16 protein-coding genes, 2 tRNA genes and 2 pseudogenes are annotated in these 22,649 nt (G+C 42.1%); 10 read left to right on the top strand and 10 right to left on the bottom strand.

Annotated elements, in window-relative coordinates; genetic code table 11:
* Positions 1-94 precede the first annotated feature (94 nt).
* Genes ABH008_RS16400 through ABH008_RS16390 form a run of 3 tightly spaced genes read left to right on the top strand, consistent with a single transcriptional unit; the run spans position 95 to position 4,154 of the window.
* Positions 95-1,015, top strand: coding sequence for an AEC family transporter (locus tag ABH008_RS16400; protein ID WP_347986686.1), 921 nt, complete (start codon positions 95-97; stop codon positions 1,013-1,015).
* On the top strand, positions 1,012-2,274 hold the full coding sequence (locus ABH008_RS16395) for a molybdopterin-binding protein (protein ID WP_347986685.1): 1,263 nt from the start codon (positions 1,012-1,014) through the stop codon (positions 2,272-2,274). Before ABH008_RS16400 ends, ABH008_RS16395 begins: the two co-directional genes overlap by 4 nt.
* On the top strand, positions 2,265-4,154 hold the full coding sequence (locus ABH008_RS16390) for an ATP-binding cassette domain-containing protein (protein WP_347986684.1): 1,890 nt from the start codon (positions 2,265-2,267) through the stop codon (positions 4,152-4,154). The genes ABH008_RS16395 and ABH008_RS16390 overlap by 10 nt, the downstream gene beginning before the upstream one ends.
* A gap of 96 nt (positions 4,155-4,250) precedes the next feature.
* Here ABH008_RS16390 and ABH008_RS16385 read toward each other — a convergent pair whose 3' ends face one another.
* The 7 genes from ABH008_RS16385 to ABH008_RS16355 all read right to left on the bottom strand — a co-directional run bounded on the left by ABH008_RS16385 (position 4,251) and on the right by ABH008_RS16355 (position 13,753).
* Positions 4,251-6,377, bottom strand: coding sequence for a TonB-dependent receptor (locus ABH008_RS16385; RefSeq protein ID WP_347986683.1), 2,127 nt, complete (start codon positions 6,375-6,377; stop codon positions 4,251-4,253).
* A 307-nt stretch (positions 6,378-6,684) separates the two neighbouring features.
* Complete coding sequence (locus tag ABH008_RS16380; protein WP_347986682.1) at positions 6,685-7,386, bottom strand: hypothetical protein; 702 nt, start codon at positions 7,384-7,386, stop codon at positions 6,685-6,687.
* Between the two features lie 705 nt (positions 7,387-8,091).
* Positions 8,092-8,616 carry a hypothetical protein gene (locus ABH008_RS16375; RefSeq protein WP_347986681.1) on the bottom strand — a complete coding sequence of 175 codons (525 nt, stop codon included), beginning with the start codon at positions 8,614-8,616 and terminating at the stop codon, positions 8,092-8,094.
* Between the two features lie 11 nt (positions 8,617-8,627).
* Positions 8,628-9,263 carry a hypothetical protein gene (locus ABH008_RS16370; protein WP_347986680.1) on the bottom strand — a complete coding sequence of 212 codons (636 nt, stop codon included), beginning with the start codon at positions 9,261-9,263 and terminating at the stop codon, positions 8,628-8,630.
* Positions 9,260-11,077 carry a vWA domain-containing protein gene (locus ABH008_RS16365; protein WP_347986679.1) on the bottom strand — a complete coding sequence of 606 codons (1,818 nt, stop codon included), beginning with the start codon at positions 11,075-11,077 and terminating at the stop codon, positions 9,260-9,262. The genes ABH008_RS16370 and ABH008_RS16365 overlap by 4 nt, the downstream gene beginning before the upstream one ends.
* A gap of 442 nt (positions 11,078-11,519) precedes the next feature.
* Complete coding sequence (locus tag ABH008_RS16360) at positions 11,520-12,839, bottom strand: ABC transporter permease (RefSeq protein WP_347986678.1); 1,320 nt, start codon at positions 12,837-12,839, stop codon at positions 11,520-11,522.
* The gene (locus tag ABH008_RS16355; protein ID WP_347986677.1) at positions 12,836-13,753 is read right to left on the bottom strand and encodes an ABC transporter ATP-binding protein; all 918 of its coding nucleotides are present in this window, start codon (positions 13,751-13,753) and stop codon (positions 12,836-12,838) included. The genes ABH008_RS16360 and ABH008_RS16355 overlap by 4 nt, the downstream gene beginning before the upstream one ends.
* 498 nt (positions 13,754-14,251) lie before the next feature.
* On the opposite strand from ABH008_RS16355, the gene ABH008_RS16350 reads away from it, so the two are divergent.
* The 4 genes from ABH008_RS16350 to ABH008_RS16335 all read left to right on the top strand — a co-directional run bounded on the left by ABH008_RS16350 (position 14,252) and on the right by ABH008_RS16335 (position 17,183).
* Positions 14,252-15,262, top strand: a complete 1,011-nt coding sequence (locus tag ABH008_RS16350) for an isocitrate/isopropylmalate family dehydrogenase (RefSeq protein WP_347986676.1) — start codon at positions 14,252-14,254, stop codon at positions 15,260-15,262.
* Between the two features lie 85 nt (positions 15,263-15,347).
* Positions 15,348-15,434: transfer RNA gene (locus ABH008_RS16345), tRNA-Leu, on the top strand.
* Between the two features lie 356 nt (positions 15,435-15,790).
* Positions 15,791-16,600, top strand: coding sequence for a hypothetical protein (locus ABH008_RS16340; protein WP_347986675.1), 810 nt, complete (start codon positions 15,791-15,793; stop codon positions 16,598-16,600).
* Between the two features lie 13 nt (positions 16,601-16,613).
* Positions 16,614-17,183: a hypothetical protein gene (locus tag ABH008_RS16335; RefSeq protein ID WP_347986674.1), complete on the top strand. Its 570-nt coding sequence runs from the start codon at positions 16,614-16,616 to the stop codon at positions 17,181-17,183.
* Between the two features lie 554 nt (positions 17,184-17,737).
* Here the strand turns inward: ABH008_RS16335 and ABH008_RS16330 are convergent.
* Both ABH008_RS16330 and ABH008_RS16325 read right to left on the bottom strand, forming a co-directional pair.
* Positions 17,738-17,983, bottom strand: a complete 246-nt coding sequence (locus ABH008_RS16330; RefSeq protein ID WP_347986673.1) for a hypothetical protein — start codon at positions 17,981-17,983, stop codon at positions 17,738-17,740.
* A 355-nt stretch (positions 17,984-18,338) separates the two neighbouring features.
* Positions 18,339-19,286 carry a site-specific integrase gene (locus ABH008_RS16325; protein ID WP_347986672.1) on the bottom strand — a complete coding sequence of 316 codons (948 nt, stop codon included), beginning with the start codon at positions 19,284-19,286 and terminating at the stop codon, positions 18,339-18,341.
* A 120-nt stretch (positions 19,287-19,406) separates the two neighbouring features.
* On the opposite strand from ABH008_RS16325, the gene ABH008_RS16320 reads away from it, so the two are divergent.
* Positions 19,407-19,493: transfer RNA gene (locus ABH008_RS16320), tRNA-Leu, on the top strand.
* Between the two features lie 58 nt (positions 19,494-19,551).
* Here the strand turns inward: ABH008_RS16320 and ABH008_RS16315 are convergent.
* Positions 19,552-19,797 carry a hypothetical protein gene (locus ABH008_RS16315; protein WP_347986671.1) on the bottom strand — a complete coding sequence of 82 codons (246 nt, stop codon included), beginning with the start codon at positions 19,795-19,797 and terminating at the stop codon, positions 19,552-19,554.
* Between the two features lie 421 nt (positions 19,798-20,218).
* On the opposite strand from ABH008_RS16315, the pseudogene istA reads away from it, so the two are divergent.
* Positions 20,219-21,726 (top strand): annotated as a pseudogene (istA, locus tag ABH008_RS16310) (IS21 family transposase).
* Positions 21,719-22,542 (top strand): annotated as a pseudogene (istB, locus tag ABH008_RS16305) (IS21-like element helper ATPase IstB). Before istA ends, istB begins: the two co-directional pseudogenes overlap by 8 nt.
* Positions 22,543-22,649 lie beyond the last annotated feature (107 nt).

The following is a 22,649-nucleotide window of genomic DNA, read 5'->3' as shown; positions in this document are numbered from 1 at the left end:
ATAGAATACGCCTTATCGAATTATTACGCCCTACGGCTCTGTCCAAAAAATTTTAACCATCTCTAACACCTTGATAATCATGATATAATAAATCATGAAAACCACTTTACTTCAAATGACCCTCCTCATGCTTTGCGGCGCAGTGTGGCGGATAGTGTCACCTAACAAACTAACTGCAGAGCAAACTCGCCATGTTTTGACTAGCGTTGTTTATTATTTCCTTCTACCCGCTATGGTGTTGCAAGTATTATGGTGTGCGGATATCGGCTGGTCTTCGTTACAGTTCAGTTTTCTGGGGTGTGCCAGTATCTTGTTGTGTATAGGCTTAAGTTGGGTCTGTGCACGTTTGTTGCGTATTAGTCCAGCCAAAAGCGGGGCTTTAATTTTGGCGGCTGCATACCCCAATGTAACCTATCTGGGCTTGCCGGTATTGGAACAAACCCTGGGAGCTTGGTCGCGCTCAGTGGTTATACAACTGGATTTGTTTGCAGCGGCACCACTGGTGTTTACTGTCGGTATTATGTTGGCACGCCATTTTGGCGAGGCTGAGGCAGAACACAAGCCTAAATTCTTTTTGGCGTTTTTAAATGCACCGCCGTTTTGGGCAGCTTTTTTGGCTGTGCTGCTAAATATCAATCATATCCCCATTCCTGACTGGCTGGATGGCTTATTAGAAAAATGTGCAGCCGCTGTTGCACCGTTAATGATTTTCTCGTTGGGTTTGGCCTTAAGCTGGCGTAGCTTGCGTTGGCGTAATTTGCCGTATATGTTGCCGGTTGTTGTGATTAAATTAGCTTTTATGCCCTGGGCGGCTATGACTATGTTGATGTTTATGGGCATGACTGAGCAAAATAAAGCCGCCGCGGTGTTAGATTTAGCCATGCCCAGTATGGTGTTGGGTATAGTGTTGTGCGACCGTTACAAATTAGACAGCTCCCTGTATGCCAGCGCAGTAATGGTCACCACAGGGTTGAGTTTACTGACTTTACCTTTCTGGCATCAAATGATTTTATGACAGTGATTGCCGAAATTTTTTCGCAAGGCGAAGAAGTGGTGTGCGGTCAAATTGCCGACACCAATGCCGCATGGCTGTCTCAACAACTAACCGATTTGGGTTTTAGCGTAGCCCGGCACACTGCGGTTGGTGATAATCTAAGCGCCTTGATTGCACTAGTACAAGAGATTGCCGTACGTGCTGATTGTTGCATCTGCACGGGGGGCTTAGGGCCAACCAGTGATGATTTAACCAGCGAAGCTGTCGGTCTGGCTACTGGGCTGGCGCTAGAATTAGATGCAGAAGCCTTAGCAGATATTGAGTCCTACTATCAACAACGCCAGCGTAGCATGCCTGCGGCAAATCGTAAACAAGCTTATTTGCCAGTCGGCGCGCAACGCATCAACAACCCCATCGGTACCGCACCGGGTTTTGTTATCCACTATCAACGCTGTTGTTTTGTATTTTTACCGGGAGTACCCCGCGAAATGCAGGCGATGTTTAATCGCACTATCCAGCCGCAGCTACAGCAATTATTTAACTTACAAACTGCCAGTCTGGTGACATTGCACAGCATTGGCATTGGTGAATCAGTCATTCAGCAATGTTTGCAATCCCTGGTCTTGCCAGAGCAGGTTCAGCTAGGTTATCGGGTAACAGTAGATGACGTGCAAACTAAACTTAAATTTCCACCGCAATTTGCAGAGTCTGCCAAACATGCTTGTGTTGCGCAAGCCGCCGCATTGATGGGTGACTATGTATACGCTATTGATGGCATTGGCACTGCACAAGGCGATTTATTAAGCGTAATCAATCAGCTACTAGTCGCAAAAAACTACAGCCTTGCTATTTTAGAAACCGCCAGTCAGGGTTTAATGTCTGCAAAATGTGCCGGTAGAGCATGGTTAAAAAGTGTAGACGTGTATGTTAATCAGCAACAAATTTTTGATAAAACACAGGTAAAGGTTACGAGTGACGCGCTAAACACTTGCGTGGCATCGCTGGCAAAAGCCCTTAAAACCCAACAACAAACTGATTTAGCCCTGGTACAGTTGTATCATTCTGATGCAGGTGACAAGGATAATGCTGCCAGCTATGACCTTGCAGTCAGCCATGACCCAAAAATACCGATAGTCCTTTATAATGCACTGATCACGACAGACAATACCGTGCACCTCAGTCAACATCAGGTGTTGGGTACCCAACAACACAAACAAAACCAGGCTGCTATTTTAAGCCTGGACTTACTCAGACGTTATTTACAAAACAAATGCCATTAATTCGCTTAACCAATGTTTCTATCGCCTTCGGCACGCACGCTTTACTGGACAACGCCGCCTTTCAACTTGATCCGGGTGAACGGGTAGGGCTGCTGGGCCGGAATGGCGAAGGTAAATCTACGCTGATGAAAATTATCGCCGGTGATATTCATGCTGATCATGGTGACATTTGGCAACAACCCGAATTACGCATTGCCTGGCTGGAACAATCGCCCAATCTCAACCCTGAGGATAATATCTACCAAGCCGTGGCGGGTGGTTTGGGTAACTTGGGACAAATCATTGTCGAATATCACAGCCTATTGCAGCATATGGATGGCAGCGAGCAGTCTTTACAAGCCCTGGGTGATGTGCAACACAAATTGGAAGCGCTAAATGGCTGGCATTTTCAGCAACGCGTTGAAGCAGTACTCAGCAAATTACAACTTCCCGCTGATGTATTGGTTGGCAGTTTGTCAGGCGGTTGGAAGCGCAGAGTGGCATTAGCAAAAGCATTGGTGATAGAACCCGAAGTACTACTGCTGGACGAACCTACCAACCATTTAGATTTCGAAAGCATTGCCTGGTTGGAAGAACAGGTACTCGCCTTTTCGGGTGCCGTATTGTTTGTTACCCATGACCGTGCTTTTCTGCAAAAACTGGCCACACGCATATTAGATCTGGACAGAGGCCAGCTTACCTCCTGGGCATGCGATTATCCCAACTATTTACTGCGTAAAGCTGCCGTATTAGAAGACGAAGCCAATCAAAATGCCGAATTTGATAAAAAACTAGCCAAAGAAGAAGTTTGGATACGACAAGGTGTTAAAGCTCGTCGTACCCGTAATGAAGGCCGGGTAAGGGCCTTAAAGCGTTTGCGCGACGAACGTGCAGAGCGTCGCAATACGCAGGGTACTGCCAAATTATCGCTGGCAACGGGCGAAAGTTCCGGTAAAAAAGTGATTGAGGCTAAAGATATCAGTTTCCAATATCAGGATACCGTTATCATCCGCAATTTTTCAGCCCGTATTGATCGTGGCGACAAAATCGGCTTAATCGGTGCCAATGGCGCTGGCAAATCCACCTTGTTAAAATTACTGCTGGGACAATTACTACCCACTGAAGGTAGTATTGAACAAGGCACCAATCTGCAAATTGCCTACTTCGACCAACTGCGCGAACAACTAGATCCCGAAGTGTCAGTAGTCGATACGGTGGCAGATGGTGGCGAGTTTGTGGATACCCCAGAAGGCAAACGACATGTTATGTCCTATTTGGGTGATTTTTTATTCGCGCCGGCCCGCGCCCGTTCGCCCGTAAAAAGCTTATCCGGTGGTGAAAAAAACCGATTATTGCTAGCCAGATTATTTACCAAACCAGCCAATCTGATTGTAATGGACGAACCTACCAACGATCTGGATTTGGAAACGCTGGAAATTTTAGAAGAAAAATTAGTCGACTATCAAGGTACCTTATTACTGGTAAGCCATGATAGAGCGTTTCTGGATAATGTGGTTACCAGTGTTTTGGTTTTTGAAGGCGAGGGAGTAGTCAACGAATACATTGGCGGCTACGCAGACTGGTTTCAGTTGGCTGAACAAAACAAAAAACGTGAAGCCGAACAACAAGCCTTAGAAGCCGTAAAAAAAGAAAAACCCAAAAACACCAGTCCCACCCGAAAACTCAGCTTTAAAGAACAACGCGAACTGGAATTGCTACCTGGCAAGATAGAAGAACTCGATAGCTGTATAGCGGAGTTAAATGCCAAAATTAATGCGGCTGACTTTTACAAACAAAATAATGCACAGCAGGTAGCGGCAGCACTGGAGCAACTGCAACGCAGTGAAGCCGAACTGGTACAGGCGTATGCTCGTTGGGATGAGCTGGAAGCGGTTAAATAAAAAAACATCATGGAGTATGCGCCAACAGAGCAATTGACTGTAGGCGCTGGTCGATATTGAATGGCGGCAGCTTAGGCCGATAATAGTATGATTACATTAATAAGTAATCGTTAAACCCACAAAAGCCGATCTGCCCAGGCTAGGAACTGGGCGATTATTAGGAAATCGGGTCGAATTTAACATCATGGTGTAATAGTCGCCAATATAAGACCCTCCCAACGGATAATAATATTGCTTATCCAGCAAGTTATCCACGCCAACATCAATGCTGATATTTTGCCATTGATAGCCTGTTTTAGCATTCAACACTATATAAGAAGGCGTTTGCAGCTCGTTTCTAATGGCTTGCACCTCTTGTTTAGCATCCACAAATTGCATTTCAAATGTGTTTTTCCAGTCTGCCAATTTATGATCCAGACTCAGTTTTAAATTGAAAGGCATCATATGATAAAGGTTACCGCCATCCATGCGTTGACCGCGCACGTAACTCATACTGGAGTGTGTGCTAAATTGCCCCACGGTGTCATCTTTAAACAGCTCCGCGTTACTGGCAACATCAACCCCCCATAAACGGGCATTGTGGTTGGCTATTTGCAAATAGGAGTAACCATTGACGGGTTGAAAACAAAAAGTTAATTTACAGCGATCAGCATCAATGAAGTTTTCAACATAGCTCAAATACGGTGTTATTTTAATAGACCAGTCATTTGCCTTGGGGTCATAGTACTCAGCTGTAAAACTGATGTTGTGGGCAGTTTCCGGTTTTAAATGTAAATTGCCAACATAACCATTCCCATCGCCAAACCAGCCTATCATCGTCGTGGCCATCGACCAAGAGCTCCAGGTATACGACTCATAGAGTGAGGGCGCGCGGTTTTTACGGGCATACCCCAGTTCATATTGACTCCAATCATTAGCCGTTAGCTTCATCAATGCTGTTACGTCAAAAGTATCATAATTTTTTTGATGGCTTTGCGCATTAAAAGCATTGGCATCGTTAGCATAAAAGGGAAAGTTGTTGTAACCATGTACATTTCCAGCGTCCATCATGGTATGGTCATATCTCAACCCTAATAAACTTTTCCAGCTTGTTGACCAGTTTGCATTCCACTCAGCATAGGTTCCCACTCGATATCGAGTGGCATTGTTAAGATTGATAAAAGCATTGGGTCCCATGTCGAAGCATGCGGTACAAACGCCGGGCCAAAAATCGTTGAGCTTTTGGCTGTGAAACTCATTGCCAAACTTGATATTGTCTTGTTGGTTAAGCTGTAGCTCGGCTTGTACCTTATAGCCAAAATTGATGGCACGCGTGTCCATCGGCATGTTGGGGCCAACCGCCGCACCTAACTGATCGGGACCTGCATCCATAGAATGGCTGATATTTTCTAGATACAAGCGGCTGTCCAGACTACCCCAAGAGAAGTTGCCCAAGTGATGAATGTTACCGAAAATACTATCATTTCCTAGCATTTCCATACGCGCATTTGGGTAACCTTGGAACGGTACATGCTGTTGTCCGCCTTTAAATTCAACTAAATGATTATCGAAATTAAATGCTAGTCCAACAGCATGGTTTTGGTTTATATAGCTACTGGATTTAATCACATCCCCCCGTCCATCCCTATAATCTCGGCTTTCACTATCCGAACCGGTATAATCCAGTCTGACAAATTGATTGGCAATACCGGCAGCTATATTGCCGCCATAGGCAACCCCATTACTACGATAAAATGCCGACGTTTTTCCGTTAATCAAGAAGTCTTTACCGGCTTCTGCAAATATCGGCGTAGGAGATTGCACGATGATGGTGCCACCAATACTGTCACCCCCCATACTCACTGGGGTAACGCCCTTTAATACACTGATATTGCCAATATTCGTGCGATCAATATACGAAAGCGAAGGATTCATGTGATTGGGGCATGCGGACGGTGTTAGCATCCCATCTACCTCAATTTTAATACGATCATCGTTTAAACCATGAATAATGGGCAAAGAAGTGGTTCCACCATTACTTTGTAAACTCACTCCAGGTATGTCCTCAAGTAATTTGGCGGTATCAGAAACTTGTGCTTGTTTGGAAGCGATTTCTGCCTGAGTAATCTCGTTCTTTACCGATGTCTCAGGCACAACGATTTTATTTCCGGTAACAACGACTTTTTCAAGAATAGTGATGTCTTCATCCGTTGCAATTGAGGGTTCCTCTTCAGCTTTTGCCATTGGGCAGCTCAAAAACGTCATTAATATGAAACTGCGAGTAAATTTATTGACCATGGTAGTGTGCTTGAATATTGGCTGCTGGGCTTTAACCCAACATCGAAGCTTGTCATGCTTAGAATTACCTATACCCGCTATACTGTTGGTTTAATTGTTTAACTAAATCTTGTGGGTAATCAGATAAAAATTTAAATTTTAAACATCAGTCGCTTATTAACCGAGTAGCGGGACAGATAACGTTATGCTATCAATTCAGTTTAACTTGAGAGCCTAGTTTTGGCTCCCAAGTTATTATTAACAGTTATCGTTGTTAACAGCTGGTTAATAGGTTTTTCCGTTGTTTGCCAACAAACAATAACCCTAGCAAACTGGTCAGAAAAGACCAGGCAGCGGGTGGTAGTGGAACTGCAGAAGTCATCGTTACCACTTCGGAGATTGGATATCCTCCCATAGAGCCAGCATTACCTGCTGCTCCCCAACCCGTCATACACATAGGTCCCATCATTCCGCCTGGCGTACAGTCGCCGTAGAACAAGTTTCCGAAATTAGAGGTGGCTAATGAGATTGCAGTTCCATTTAATTGATCGGCGCTAACATCTATGGTGATGTAAGCATTGGCCAAACTTGCATCCTTCATTGCTGCGGTAGAATTGTATGTTCCACCCATGCTATAGATAGCAGTGGTATTCAACAAAAATGCAGAAGCTTTAATACCGCCGCTGCCATCGCTGCTAGAAGACACAGGATCGAAGCTTAGGTTTAGCAGAGTTTGCTTTCCGCCGTTCATCATCCCGGTCATTGCTTCCGATAACGTACCTGTCAGGTTGGTAATCTGCTGGGTACTGGAATCATAAGTAAATGATCCATTGAAAATCGTATTTTCAGAGCCTGCATATGCGGGTTCGAAGAAGGTTTCTTGAACGGTATAATTGGTTAAACTTGCCTGTGCAATGGGTACGCAAGTAACAGATAAGACTATGGTTGCCATTGCTAACTTTAAAGTTGAGTTCATTTGTTTTTCCTGATTTAGTGAGTTAAAGGCGGCGTGTTTTATGACCGCATTTATGACAAGTTGGCTGAAACTTTTTGGGCTTCATAAGCTAAATAGCAATAGCTGTGCCAGTATTTAAGTTACTGAAATTGTTATTTATTTTATATTTATTTTGCTAAAACCTATAAATAGTAAGTGATATCACACAAAAAAATTGTGTGATATAACATAGTTTAATTGGATGCCTCTGAAGAACGACATATGCAATTCTGTATTGGAAAGTAAAAACACAGGCGGTATTTTCAAAATAATCAGGCCGTTACCGGTCTATACTTGAAAAGGTTTAAATGGAGATGTTAAGTAATCCTGAGTGTTGGGCCATAGCAAGCCATTGGCTAAGCTAATGCATTAGTTACTATTCACCGTAAAGTAAACCTGAATAGGATGTGCCGACGTCAGGAGGCGCATCAATCGCGACAGATGCGCTTCACGTTGTTCAGCACATCCTATAGTCCATTGATTTTAATTGAAAAAAAACCAAACTGAATAGTTATAAGCATTAAATCTAAAAAAGGGTGTTGTGATGGTATTGGGCTTATAAGCCACTGACAAAAACGCAGTATGCACTACATCGGCCAGTCCGTTCTTGGTGAGCCTAGTCGAACCATGAACGGACTGGCCGATCCGACGTAAAAAATACATGCTGATTTATTGCTAAGTGCTTATTTAATCAAACACATCACCCCAGTCAGGTGCTGGATTGGGTTTGGTTTCTTCGTCCTGATTTTCTGCGGCTTCAATAGGCTCTTCTGTAAGTAGTGTCTCGACGCTTTCTGCATCAGCAACCTCACTTAGTTCTTCTGCAGGTGATTGAGGTATTTCTGGATGCACTGCACTCACAGGGATAGAACCCAGATACACATCTAACAATTCGCACAGATTTTCGTAAAAGCCTTCTACTGAGTTTTGCATCTGTTTATCAACAAACTGTATCAAAAATTGTTTTTCGGCACCGTATAACAGCGCTGACAATTCCAGAGCAATGGGTTGTTCCAATTCATAGTGACTGCTTAAACAACTGACAATCTGTTGTCCACGCTGGTTGCGGTTGTTATTAATATCATCGACAAAACGTTCCAAATCATTCTGGCGACGCGTTTTATTTCGCCAGTTTAAAAATTGCAGAACACCTAAGCCAATCACTAAAATCACCAGCACTTCTATAATGACAAACATAATAGTTTCCTGCATGCCCGTAGCTCCTATTCTTCCACATTGGATCTGATTTGATGTTCTGCATCATGGAAGATTTGCAACATCTTTTTACTACTGTTCTCCAGTTCTAAAGCCGACTGATTGCCACTAAAAACCCGCGTGTATTCACCGGTGATATCGTCTATCGTTTGCATGGCTGTATCAAGTTGTTTTGTGAGTTGCAGGTTAATACGTTCTAAGCCGGCAATTTTTAACTGAGAGGCAGATTCAGGAAGTGAAGATGGTTTGCTAGAGCCGATGCCGCTGTGTGACTCTGCCAATAACTTTTGATAAGGATCGGATAGATTAACAATCAATTGATCAATTTCGTTTAACAAGTTGGGATTGCGTTGTAAAAACATGAGGATAATGTGTTTTAACAATGCTGATTCATTAGTGGTTATCTGTTCAATAATCGTGGCCGCTTTTTCAGAGTCGATGCCACATTCATATAATAAAATGCTTTCCAGGGTTTGTTGTTTTACATCGCTTTCTTGCTTTACATGAGAGACAAATTTGTCGATGACTGTCATTTCTTTGGCTTGACGGTTACGGCCGGTAAAAAACATCAACAAAACTAAAATGAGTAGGGTTACAAAACCTTCTGATATTAAGATAAACATCGTAGAGTTTAATTCCATCATGACAAGCGCTCCAAAATTGCTGTTTGTCTGGCGAGGGTGGCTTTTTTTACCGCCCGGAAGATTAAATAGCCACCCACCAAGAATAGTATATTCACTAAGGCTACAATGCCGCCCACTTCAAGCCAGTCCGTTGGTTCGGCATTGGTTTTTTCATCGCTGGTTGTTTCTGAGTTGGCTAAGTCTGTGTCGTCATGTTCGGCACTGCCTTCTGCTTGAGTGTCATGATCACCCGGTTTTTTGGCTTCCTTATCAGTTTCATCAGTCGTAGCGTTTGTGGTGGTAGAAAAAAAGCTGTCGTTAATACGCACAGGTTTAAGCAGTGGCGACAGTGCCTTGCCATCCAACCCCTTGGCTTGAATATCAAAATTGACCAGGGTTTCAGTACCTAGAGGAAATTTATCAATGGTTATAGACCATTTTCCCTGATTTTCAGGCATTATGACGGTTTGTGCCGGGGTTTCAGTACGGGAGATGGTCGTCGAAATAACCAAGGAACTGCTATCCAACATTGCCAAATCTGGTAACACATTAAAAGTAACACTACGTTTGTCGGTATCGATCTCGGTTTCTAGTTTGACCGCTTCAGAGACCACTGAAAACTCTCTGATAATTTCTCGTTTGAAGGTTTTACCATCCGCTTGAATAATGACTTGATGGTTGCCTGCCGTTAACTGCGTAAACTGCATGGTAAAATAACCGGGTTGTTTTTTATCAATCGCAATAGTAACTGGGGGTTGTTTATCAAGGTTGGCAATGAGTGTTAACAGCCCCAGAAAATCGGCATGATTGATCAGTTTATCTTGCTCTGTGAAAGACAGTTTTAGCGGCAGCGCTTCAGTCTGTGCGATAAAGGTAGGTACTTCGGCAATTTGCATTTTTAAATCGGTCATGATCATCACCTGATTATCAGGGTCAGCATCGGCATCAAGTCGCCATTCGCCCTCAGCAGGTTGTTTAACGGTGATCAAGTCATAAGTGGCTGTTTCCAACCAGGATACATTACTTAAAGCGGTGTGCTTATCAATAATTTTTTGGTCTGGGCTAAAGAGTTTGCTGGGAGCAGAATCAGGCTTTTTAAATGCAAGGATAGAAAATTCTTTAATATTCTTATCCACTACAAAGCGATTACCCACCAGTGGCAAATTATCTTTAGGTGCCGCTTTCAGTAACATTTTTAGAAATACACGTTGTAACTGTTCTGCCGAAACGGCGCTTTCTGTCCAACCGCCAGTGTCGTAGGCTAATTGGTACAACAATTCTTTATCCGCCTGATCCGACAAAGCAATCGTATCCACCTTAATGTTTTTTTGCTGTAATTTCGGTATCCATTCACTCAATACGCGTTCTCTGGAATCGGCGCTGACCATAATGTCTTTGGAAATATCCACAATACCATCGGTTAACAGAATAAGGTGTTTTTTACCATTGCCCGTAAAACCATCACTTAACGCCGTTTCGATGGCATTTTCTATATGGGTAAAAAGCCCTTTGGAATGAATGTTGGCGGTTTCTTTAATAGCCTGTTTTTTCCAGTTAGCATCCACTGCATCGCTATGCAACAACAGGCTAGATTTTTCCGCAAATAACCAAAGCGAAACTTTCGAGTTATCGGGTAATAAATTAATAAATAATTTACTGGCCTCTATCCGTTGATTTTGTGGGTCGTTTTGTTTCATACTGCCAGAAACATCAATCAACAATTGAATCTCATCTGATGCACTAGTGTCTGGCACGGCCGGTGCTGTTGCAGAATAAGCTAACTGACTATATATCAGTAGCAATAGGCTGCATAAGATGAGGTTTTTCAGTTTCATAATAAGCCAGTAAGCAATTAACGCAGAAAGATAGTTATAGTCTAGCAGTCAGAACCCAGACAACCAGTTAAATAACAGAGTTTTTAGATAATTTCTGTATAGTTACTTAGCAAAAATAATAATTTTATACAGATTTGGTGAGATTACTCACCCAGCTGGCTTTTGTTACAGACATTAGAAGGATGTGGTGGGGCACGAACCGCATTACTCGCGACGGATGCGCATCACTTCGTTCAGCACATCCGACAGCTCATTGATTAAATTATAAAAATACAGCCAGCATATGCTGGGTAGAGGCGATAACCGAAACCCAGCAGGACAATAGAATGAGCAAACTGAAGCACATATGTTACGACAGATGTGCTTTCTGGTATCGGTAAATCCTATGCAGACTTACCTTTATGATGAATAGCGACGAGTGATCAACCTAACTGATTAGCCGTTAAGTTTTTGGGCCATCCATAAGGGCTAGTTTAATACGAAGAAACAGCAAATAGGCTAACACGAAGATTTGAAACAATGCGGCCACTAATGCAGTACTTTCCGAATTGGCCCAGAGCGGAAAAAACAGCGTAGCCAGCCAGGAAATTCCGGTAAAACTTAAAATACCGGGAATAATTGCATACAACATCGCCAAAATAAGTAAGGTGCGATTAACCGCATGGCGAGAATTTTGTTCCAGATTAAAATATAAGAATAAACTACAGTCGCGCAATAATAATAACAGTATGGGTAAAGGGTAAAAATGAAACAACGAGGTGAGGGCAGTTAAGGGTTGTGTCGATAAACTTAAATGCAGTGCAGTAGGAATGCTTAAAACAAAACTTATACACCATAAAGGCATTTCTTCGGCAAAGCGTTGCCAGGCTTTTAATTTTGCGTAACGAAACAAATTCTGCGTTTGGCGAGCAATGTCCGGTTCAGTAATTAAGCTGAGATAAGTCAGTACCACCGTAACCAAAAAGGCCGTTAAGGTAATACTATACTCAGACGAGAAATAGCCCGCCAGATAGATCATTAAACAAAAATTAAACGCTATCCATGCCCAGGGTAGGCTGCGAATACCTAATTCTTGCGCCATAAACCGATAGTTACCCACGCAACTCCAAAATAAAGCTAATAACAGGCTGAAGTGATAAAATAAGTGGCTATCAAAACTCATCCCATACCAGATAATACGCTGATTATCAGAAAATAAATCATTACCCGCCTCTGAAAAAGCCGTAATACTCGAAAACTTGGAAGCAATGTAAAAAAAGCCGATGATGATGGGCAAAAATAAAGCCCCGGCTTTAATCTGTCCGCGCTGTGCTGCCAATTGTCCTATCAACAGGCTAATACTTTGCACTGTTAAACCTGTGCCGAGACAATAAAACCAAACAATGGGCAAATGGCTGCCATCTGGCGTAGCCAGGCTATAGATAATCAGGCATAGTAATCCGCCATACCAAACCATCATGTTACTACCTAACAATTTACCCCACACTAAAGTCCAGGGTTCTATTGCCGATAAGCGTTGAATATCCCAGGTACGCTCTCGAAACTCTTCCATAATGCTGTTCATACTTTGCCTCGCACCCCAAATTAAAGTGATGATTAGAAACAAAGTAAAAGCGGTACGCGCACTGGCGCTACCCAGCTGATAACCATCTATGTAATAACACAAAGTAAACAGCAACCACAAAGCCAGCGGAATACCGATCAGTCTGGCTGGCGAATATTCCAGATAAAATTGACGTTGTAATTCGGGATTTAGATTCATGGTTTTAGTTGCAGTGTTTGTAAGTAAGTGTCTTGTAAATGGCTGGCCGCTGGTGCAAATTCGCATACCGGCAAATTCTGGGCTAACAAGGTTTTTAACAAGTCATGTTGCGCACTGGCTTGATCGGATATTTGCAATATGGCCAAGCGCTGGTCTTCAATTTTAATAACGCTGACAGTTTCTATCGATTGTAAAATGGATGCCAGCGAGGCAACTGGCCAAGCCAGTAATAATTTATAAAACTGCTGTTGATGGTTACGGGTTTTAACCATGGCATGTTCTACAATTTTTCCTTGGCGTAATACCAGCATATCGGTGGAATACGCTTCCAGCTCTGCCAGAATATGCGACGACACCAAAAGTGTCATACCTTGTTTTTGTAACGCTACAAATAAGTCTGCCAAATGCTGCCGCGCTCCCGGGTCTAAACCAGAGGCTGGTTCGTCAAGCAGCAAAAAACGCGGTTGATGAATAATGGCCTGTGCAATTGCCACGCGCTGCTTTTGGCCGCGTGATAATTCTGTAGGCATTTTTTCTAAGCGATCTTCAATTTGCAGGCACTGGCTAACCCGGCTAATGGCCGCCGCACAATCCTGCTGAGCAATGCCTTGCGCACGTGCCACAAAATGCAAGCTTTGCCGAACGCTTAATTGCTGGTATAGACCAAAAAAGTCTGATAAATAACCAATTAAACGATGGCAACTACGCGGTTGTTGTAATACATCTATCTCATCTATCAAGATACGGCCGCTTTGCGGCTGTGCCAACGCCGCCATACTCCGCAATAAAGTAGTTTTGCCAGCGCCATTAGGCCCAACCAAGGCGGTAATGCTGCCTCGAGCAATGGTGAAAGAGACATTATCCAAGGCACGCAGGCCAGGGTATTCGAAAATAAGTTTATCGACTGTTATCATGACGTAAAATGGTTAAAGCATTGGTTTAATATTGTACGCTGGTATGGGCATGTTAGGGCTAGCGATTTTTTGCACCAAAACGAATAGAGCTGCCAGTTTTTGGTGCAATTTAAAAACCATTATAGGCTAGACAGCGTAGCGAATTCGCCAAGCTATAATCGGTATGTATCTTGCTTATGCATCCTTAATGGTGCAATATTTCCAGCGATTGCGCAGAAACGGTAATCTGAATTAATTAAGCGTTAGGTGGGTATGAAAATGCCCAGGCTTAGAGTATTAGATGATTTACCTTAGTGGTTTAGCGTTCGTGGTGAACCTGTGGAACCATAAACGCTACATTGCATGCGATAACCGCCCAGTTTGCAGACTTCGCATCCTTCATGCTTTGATAAGCTTAGGTTTAAGGCTGCGAAATGATAATGATTTTAACGCCATACAGCCGCTGTGTGGCGCTGTTTGTAAATGAACGAATTTTTTCAAACCCTCAGGAGAGAGTGAATGCACAACGTCACATTAATTAAAGGTGATGGTATCGGCCCTTCGATTATGGATGCCGCCGTCGCGGTAATCAACGCATCGGGGGCAAAAATAAACTGGATAGAAGCTGAAGCGGGTATGTCTGCTTTTGAAAAAACCGGCACACCATTACCCGATGCCACCATGCAATCCATCGCAGAAACCCGGCTAGCTTTTAAAGGCCCGTTAACCACTATGGTGGGCGAAGGTTTTCGTAGTATTAATGTAGAACTACGTAAACAATACGATTTATATGCCAACGTAAGACCCGCCAAAAGCTGGAACGGCGTAAAAACCCGTTTTGAAGATGTAGATATTGTCATCGTTAGAGAAAATACCGAAGGCTTATATGTTGGTTTAGAGCATTATTTAACCCCGCAAAAAGACATTGCCGAAAGCTTAGCGGTAGTCACTTATGCCGGTTCTAAACGTATTGTGGAATATGCTTTTAAATACGCCATTGATAATAATCGTAAAAAAGTAACCGTTTGCCACAAAGCCAATATTCTAAAATATACCCAGGGGTTGTTTTTAAGAGCCGCCAGAGAAGTCGCAGCCAAGTTTCCTAATATCGAATTCGACGAAAAAATCATCGATGCCGCCTGTATGCATATGGTAATGAAACCCGAACAATTTGATGTGGTGGTTACCACTAATATGTTTGGCGATATTTTGTCCGATCTTACCGCCGGTTTGGTAGGGGGCTTAGGCTTAATACCCGGTGCCAACATCGGCGAAACCGCAGCCTTGTTCGAAGCCGTACACGGCAGTGCGCCCGATATTGCCGGTAAAAACATCGCTAATCCCACCGCGGTTATGATGGCAGGCGTGATGATGCTTAATCATATCGGTGAACACGAAGCCGCCACACGTATGCAAAATGCCATTGAAAAAGTTGTTAAAGAAGGCATTTATGTAACCCCAGACCTTAACCCCGCCAGTAAAACAGGCACATACGAAATGGGTCAGGCCATTATTGCTGCCATGGCATAACTGCGTTTACTGGGACTAAGTATTGACAAGTTGGGGTGGGATTCTTATAATGAGAATTCACCCTTGCTTGTACAAGCAAACTTTAGCCGAGGTGGTGAAATTGGTAGACGCGCTAGCTTCAGGTGCTAGTAGAGGTAACTCTGTGGAGGTTCAAGTCCTCTCCTCGGCACCATAAAATCAAGTAGTTATATAAACTATCAACGGTTTTGATATTTTCCTTTAAGCTCGTAAAAGGGAAAGCTATTATACAATTTGTGACAGGCTGTGACAACGTTGTGACTGACTACAAGCCAAAAATATCTGCATTAAACCCACTATACAATACATCTTCCTTGGCAATAATTAAGCTGCAAGTCCTATTTGGTTAAGCTCAATAATCGCAACGCAAAACCACTGCTAAACGCTTAATCTCATAAGCGCATCATTGTTGCTATGTATTGCATTCAATCATGCTGTAACTTATCAATCATTGACATTGTTACTAGAACCTGTTAAAGCTAGAGTAAATTTACACAGAGAATAGAAACAATGATCAATTCTAAAAGGATAGCAATAACAGGCTTACTGTTAGTTGGGCTAGCAATTACTAATAGCTCACAAGCCAGTTTAATAGCGGAAACCGTGCAGGGTATTAGTGTCGTTTATGATGATGTTACAAATGTTACTTGGACTGCTGATGCTAATCTGTTAGGTGCAATGGAAGCAAATGCTATTGCTCAATATGGGAATGACAACGGCTTAATTCAGGCTATTATTAATGCAAATAACGGTGTTGTTTATGATGTTCTTGGTATGTATGACACTGGTGAGGTTTTTATTAATAATAATGCCGTAGGTGTTTATAATTTGCATAGCTATGATTTTTTTCCTGGTGGTGCAGTAAGCTGGTATGGTGCGGAAGCATTTATTGGTTATTTGAATAGTATTAATTATGCCAATTCAAGTGCTTGGGCTTTACCTTTATGGAATGATGGCACTCATTCACAAGGCCAATTCGGTGAATTATTTTATAACGAATTGAATGGTATTTCTGGTTTCAATATTCCAAGTAATTCGTTTTTTAATAATATCAATCCGCCACAACATGGAGCTTATTGGGCTTCAGAAGATGTATATGGTACTGCATACAGATTTGGATTGGGTACAGGAAACCAGCAACCTGATATAAAGATTACACCTTATTTTGGTGTTTGGGCTGTAAGCTCAGGTAATATTGCGGCTGTCCCGATTCAAAGTACATTTTATTTATTTGGTAGTGTTTTTTTATACTGGGTATTTGTCCGCAATAGAAACGCTATGCTTATAAATTTTATTCCAAAACATAAGTCACAAATATAACATATACGTTTTTATGAAAATAATATTGCTGTTCATAATTACATCCTTCTTATTTAATCCAGTGTACTCTGCTTCATTTAGTAGCCTTTCAAGTAATAAAGATAAATTGAAGGGCTTCTATATTTTAGAGACCGGAAATATAGAAGAAGTTCCGAAAGAAATTAATTATAATAGTGGTTTTATGATTAATAATATTAATGATATAGTTTATAAAATTAATGACAGCTGTTTTAAGTCAAATGATTATATAGGTTATATTGGCTCTAGAGATAATGCGTCATTGTTGCTAAAGAATGCTAAGCAAGAGGTTTATCTTGCATTGCTTAAAGATTCAATTTCAGATTTAGATATTAAGTTAGAATCAGTTACACTTGTTGAGTGTCATAATCATAATATTAGTTATCAACGTCAGATTAATGAGTGTAAGACCTCTTCATGTATTAATAAGATTACAGAGCAGATAAAATCCAACATGTTGAAACGTAGTAAAGAATTTGAAATTCAAACAGAAAAGCTATTGCAGCTCCAAAGGGAACTGGAGAGTGAGTTAAATTCGGGGCAAAATAACATCAACTCTAACTAACATTAATCACGGTTTGAATTGTTGATGTTTTGCATTAATGTGAATTTTTCAAAAAGTGTCAAAATTGACAAAATTGTCATAGTTGAGGGGAGGGTTTTGGGAGAATTTATGCATCATCATAGCTCACACTATGACAACCTCACACTGTATTATGATAGGCACTATTGTATAGGTAGCCATTAGTATGCTGCTTTAGAGGTATGTGACGCGTAGTGTTATTTTGGGGGGTGTATCTAATTTTAAATATAAATAATACTTCCTACCCACCCACTAGTGTACTACTAAGTAGTAGTGTAGTGATAGATACTAATACTTAGCTGTATACTAGTATGCTAATACCCATTGATGTGGTGGTATTGATGTGGTATGGGTGGGTGTACATTATTGCGTAGTGGGATACTAGTTCTTATTAGGGGGTACGCTGCACGTAAAAATACCCCCCTTTTTTCCCCTTTCCCTTTTCCCCCCCCCTCGACTGTCAAAATTGACAATTTTGACACTTTTTCACTTTTTTACACTATGCAGTACCACTGTATGTGGTTATGTGCACTTATTTAGTTTCTATTCAGTAACTTATCTATACGCTTAAAGGTCATATTATTAGCAAACTTTTCATACGATCTGACATTACTATCATTAGGCGTGACACTATCAAACAGCACTATGTACGCCATATCCATAATGGCAACATAACTATAAGCAAAGGTATCAATATCGATCAATCCATTAGCATAATCATTCTCAATAGTTAATATACTTGATGTTATTATGCGTGCTGTTTTATCTGTTTGTGTACTCATCTTATTCACCTTCACACTAATGTGTATCTTATTGTGCAGCTAACTCCTATCATCATTATATAAGTCTTATTATGTTGAATGATAATTATTCGTATTACTATGTTTATTCTTATTTGATGGGGGAGGGGTAGGAGCCTTTTTAGCAGGCATGGTCAGGTGGTTTCCTTAATACCTCCACTGAATTTTCTAAAATTATTTTTGTGCTTCTTAAAATATTATTAATATTGCTTATTTTATTTGAGCATAAAAAAGCCATAAGTTGCAATAACCTAGAGCTTTTGTGATAGGCTGCACTTATACACTGCGTGCAATTTATATTTAATTAACTGTATGTAATATATTTACTCATGTGCAGTTATAATTTAGCGATTAAAGTGACCGGGTTTATATGTGTATAACGCTTGAGCATACTTAAATCTTTATGGCCTGAAATAGAACTTACTTCTATCATGTTTAAGCCTTTCTCGAACAACTTGGAAACGCCTTCATGCCTTAGATCGTGTAACCTAAAATTATCAACACCAATAGCCTTGCAATGAGTAATAAACTTTTCTGTTAGCCATTCTTTCTTGTAATTTAATAGCTTTGCAGTTTTGGCATGTTCAACTAGGTAATGCAGTGAAGTTAAAGCCCTATTACTAATCGGAATAATTCTATCATCACCGTTTTTGGTATCACTTAGCGTTATTAACCTTAATTTAAGATCAATATCATTAAGGGTAATAGCGGCTAGTTCCCCGCGCCTCATTGCTGTTTCGATTAGCAGTATAACGACATGCTGCAAATATTCATCTGTGCTGGCTAGTAGCCGCTTAATTTCATCATCATTTAACCTTCTGGTTCTGGCTTGTCCTTTCAGTGATGGCGAAGCTAAAAAAGGTACGCTGTTAACATAACCCCATTCTATACCTTTTTTCATGGCGCGGCGAATAACGCCAAGTTCATGCTTTACGGTTTGGTTAGCTGCAACTGTTAGTCTATCATCACGGTATTTAACTAATAAGCTGCTGGTGATCTTATCAAGGGTAAGATGCCCTATTTCCCTGCTTATCATAGCAACTTTGTACTTTTCGACTTTATAGCTTTTAAGATTTGCTAAAACTACCTGTTCCCATTTGGTAAGCAGGAATGAAAGCGTGACTAGTTCTTTTTTTGATGTGTAGCTGCCTTGCTCAATACTAACTTCCTGTTCTTTACTCCATTTGATAGCATCGGACTTGTTAGTAAATGTTTTGCTGATATTGTTACCATCTTTACGGACTTGTACTTGATATTTTCCGTTTCTTTTTCTCATAGAGGACATGGGTTTAACTCCTCACTGTGACTACAGTGTGACAAGGAGCTTGCAGGTAAATATTAAGCCGTGTTAAAATTTTACTAAGTTATTGATTTATAGCTATCTTGCTTGTACAAGCAAACCTAAGCCGAGGTGGTGAAATTGGTAGACGCGCTAGCTTCAGGTGCTAGTAGAGGTAACTCTGTGGAGGTTCAAGTCCTCTCCTCGGCACCATTATTCTATATAAATCAATAACATATAGGGTATTGAAACAAAAAAAGCACACTGAAGTTTAGACAGAATTTTTTTCGCGTCGGCTTTCCGCCCAATCTTTTATATCTTGTGGCCTCCATCTTGGCTGGCTATTGTCGAGAAGTCTTATCGGTTTAGGGAAATTTGGTTGATCCTTGATGCGGTAGGCAACTGTCGATCTTACGTTAAAATAAGTCTGCAGATCTTCAATTGACCATAACCTATCTGGCATAGTTAACTGTTGTAGTGCCAAGGCTATTTGTTTTAATACATCAATCGCTTTCAAATTCCCCCCCTACCAAATTAGTTCTTTGCTGATTCATGGGATTGATGAGATTTTTGTGATTTTTTCATCCAAAATTCAGTTAGGTTCTGCAAACACAGCAAACATAATACTGCTGTTCGTTAATTAATAATTTCGCACTACGACAATGATCACACCGCACTAATTTAAGCGTCCCATTTGTCAACCATTTTGAAATTAACCATGCTTCCGAAAAATCTAAAACCGGCTCAGAGCTGGAAACAGATTTAATATATGAAGAGTAGCGTCGATATGAAGTAATTGTTCGCTGACAAAACTCGTCTACGTGTTGGCGCTAGTTGAAAATTGATCATTTATAGAGTGTTGTGCTAATCGAAAATTGACCAGGCAATTCACGTATCCTGCTGATGTTTTAGGCAGGAGCAAAACGAGAGTGCATTACATGTCAATGTTCGCAAAAGTTCGACGGTTGTTTCATCGCGACCACCTGTCCATCAGTGAAATTCAGCGGCTGACCAGTCTGTCGCGGAACACCATTAAGGCATGGCTTAAAGAAAGCAACCCAGATGACTACAAGTATCCCAAACGATCCCGAGTTAATAGCAAGCTGACAGCTTATATTCCCGCATTGTTGCTGGCATTAAACGTTGATGCCCAACGCGCTAAACGGGATCGTCGTACCGGATTGATGTTGTTTCAAATGATCAAAAAAGAAGGTTATACCGGCAGTTATTCCCTTCTTACCGCTTATATCCGCCATTGGCAAAACGATTCGATCACCGCAGGTAAATCCGCTTATGTGCCGCTCAAATTCGAGCTAGGCGAAGCGTTTCAATTTGATTGGAGCGAAGAATGGCAGATAATCGGCGGTATCCATCGTAAAATTCAAGTGGCGCATACCAAGCTGTGCGCCAGTCGCGCGTTTTTTTTGTCTGCCTATCCCACGCAAACCCAGGAAATGCTCTACGACGCGCATACCCGAGCCTTCATTGCACTGGGTGGCATACCCAAGCGCGGTATTTACGATAATATGAAAACGGCGGTCGACAAAGTCATCAAAAAAAGTAATGGTCGCATCATCAATTCACGTTTTTACGCCATGACGGCACATTATTTGTTTGAACCGGACTTCTGTAATGTGGCTTCCGGCTGGGAAAAAGGCATTATCGAGAAGAATGTCCAGGATGCCAGGCGTCGAGTTTGGATAGAGGCCAAAACACAGTGCTTTAGTAGCTTTGAAGAGCTGAATACCTGGCTTGATCTGAAATGCCGCGCCCTCTGGACCGAAATTGAACATCCCCATTATGCGGGTATTACGGTAGCCGATGCGCTCGAGCAAGAGCAAATTTATCTTATGCCCATGCCAACACCTTTCGATGGCTACATCGAGATCTTGGCTCGGGTATCGAGTACCTGTCTGGTCACCGTGGAGCGCAACCAATACTCAGTACCCTGTCATCTCGCTAATCGCAAAGCCACCATTCATCTTTATGCCGATAAGGTCGACATCTGTACCGAAAGTGACGTCGTTGCTCGCCATACGCGTCTGTTGGCTCGTGATCAAGTCAGCTATGATTGGCAGCACTATATTCCGCTGATTGAAAAAAACCGGGGGCATTGCGTAACGGTGCGCCTTTTGAAGATATGCCGTTGCTGTTTGCGCAACTGCGAACAGCGTTACGCCACCGGGAACGGCAACAAGGTGATCGGATTATGGCTAAAGTGCTAGCCGCTGTTCCGGTTCATGGCTTAGAAACCGTATTGAGTGCTGTTAAACAATTATTAGATGCAGGGGTGACGAGTCTCGAACAGGTGGTTAACGTCCTGTCCCGACTGAATGATTTACCTATTCCAGCACAGGTGGAAACAAGTTTAAAGCTGACTGAAGAGCCACTGGCTGACACGGCTCGATATGACAGCCTAAGTGATCAAGAGGTGACTCATGTCTGACATCATTAGCCAACTTAAAGCCCTAAAATTGTATGGCATGGCGGCATGTTACGCCGAATTACAAACGCAAAACTTAGCAGGCACGGTTGAATTGATCCATTCGACACAATGGCTGCTCGACCAATTGTTACAGGCAGAATCAATTGATAGGGGCATCCGCACCATCCGCTATCAGATGAGTTCAGCCAAATTTCCGATCCACCGGGATTTGCTAGGCTTTGATTTCAGCCAATCTAAGTAGACCCGTCACTGATCCAGACACTGGCAACCTTGACATTTACCGATGCTGCACAGAATCTGGTATTAGTGGGTGGCACTGGAACCGGAAAATCCCATTTGGCCACAGCACTGGGCGTTTGCGGTATCCAGCAGCACAGCAAACGGGTGCGCTTTTTCTCCACCGTTGAGTTAGTTAACACACTGGAGCAGGAAAAAGCAGCTGGTAAACAAGGACGACTGGCGCTGATGCTCATGCAGGTGGACTTGGTCATCTTGGACGAGCTGGGTTATTTGCCCTTTTCACAGGCGGGTGGTGCACTCCTGTTCCATCTGCTTTCCAAACTTTATGAACGTACCAGCGTCATCATTACAACCAATTTGACTTTCTCAGAATGGAGTAGCGTGTTTATTGACGCCAAACTGACAACAGCACTGCTGGATCGCCTCACGCATCATTGCCATATCATTGAAACCGGCAATGAATCCTTTCGGTTTAAGGAAAGTAGCGCTATAGCAAAAGAACGGATTAAATCCAGGGAATTGTCCAAACGGTCATTGCCAATAGCAGAATCAATAGCGGCAAACACGGATGACTAGTATGAAATCATCAGTATTCGAAAATAACACATTTAAAAAAAGGGGGCAAAACTCACTCAGTCTGGTCGACTAATTCGGCGCAGTATAGTAATCTGCCTAACATAATC

The sequence above is a fragment of the Methylomonas sp. AM2-LC genome, from assembly GCF_039904985.1.
Classification (GTDB): Bacteria; Pseudomonadota; Gammaproteobacteria; order Methylococcales; family Methylomonadaceae; genus Methylomonas.
The sequence above is the reverse complement of the archived record's forward strand: the minus strand, read 5'-3'. Positions and strand labels throughout refer to the sequence as shown.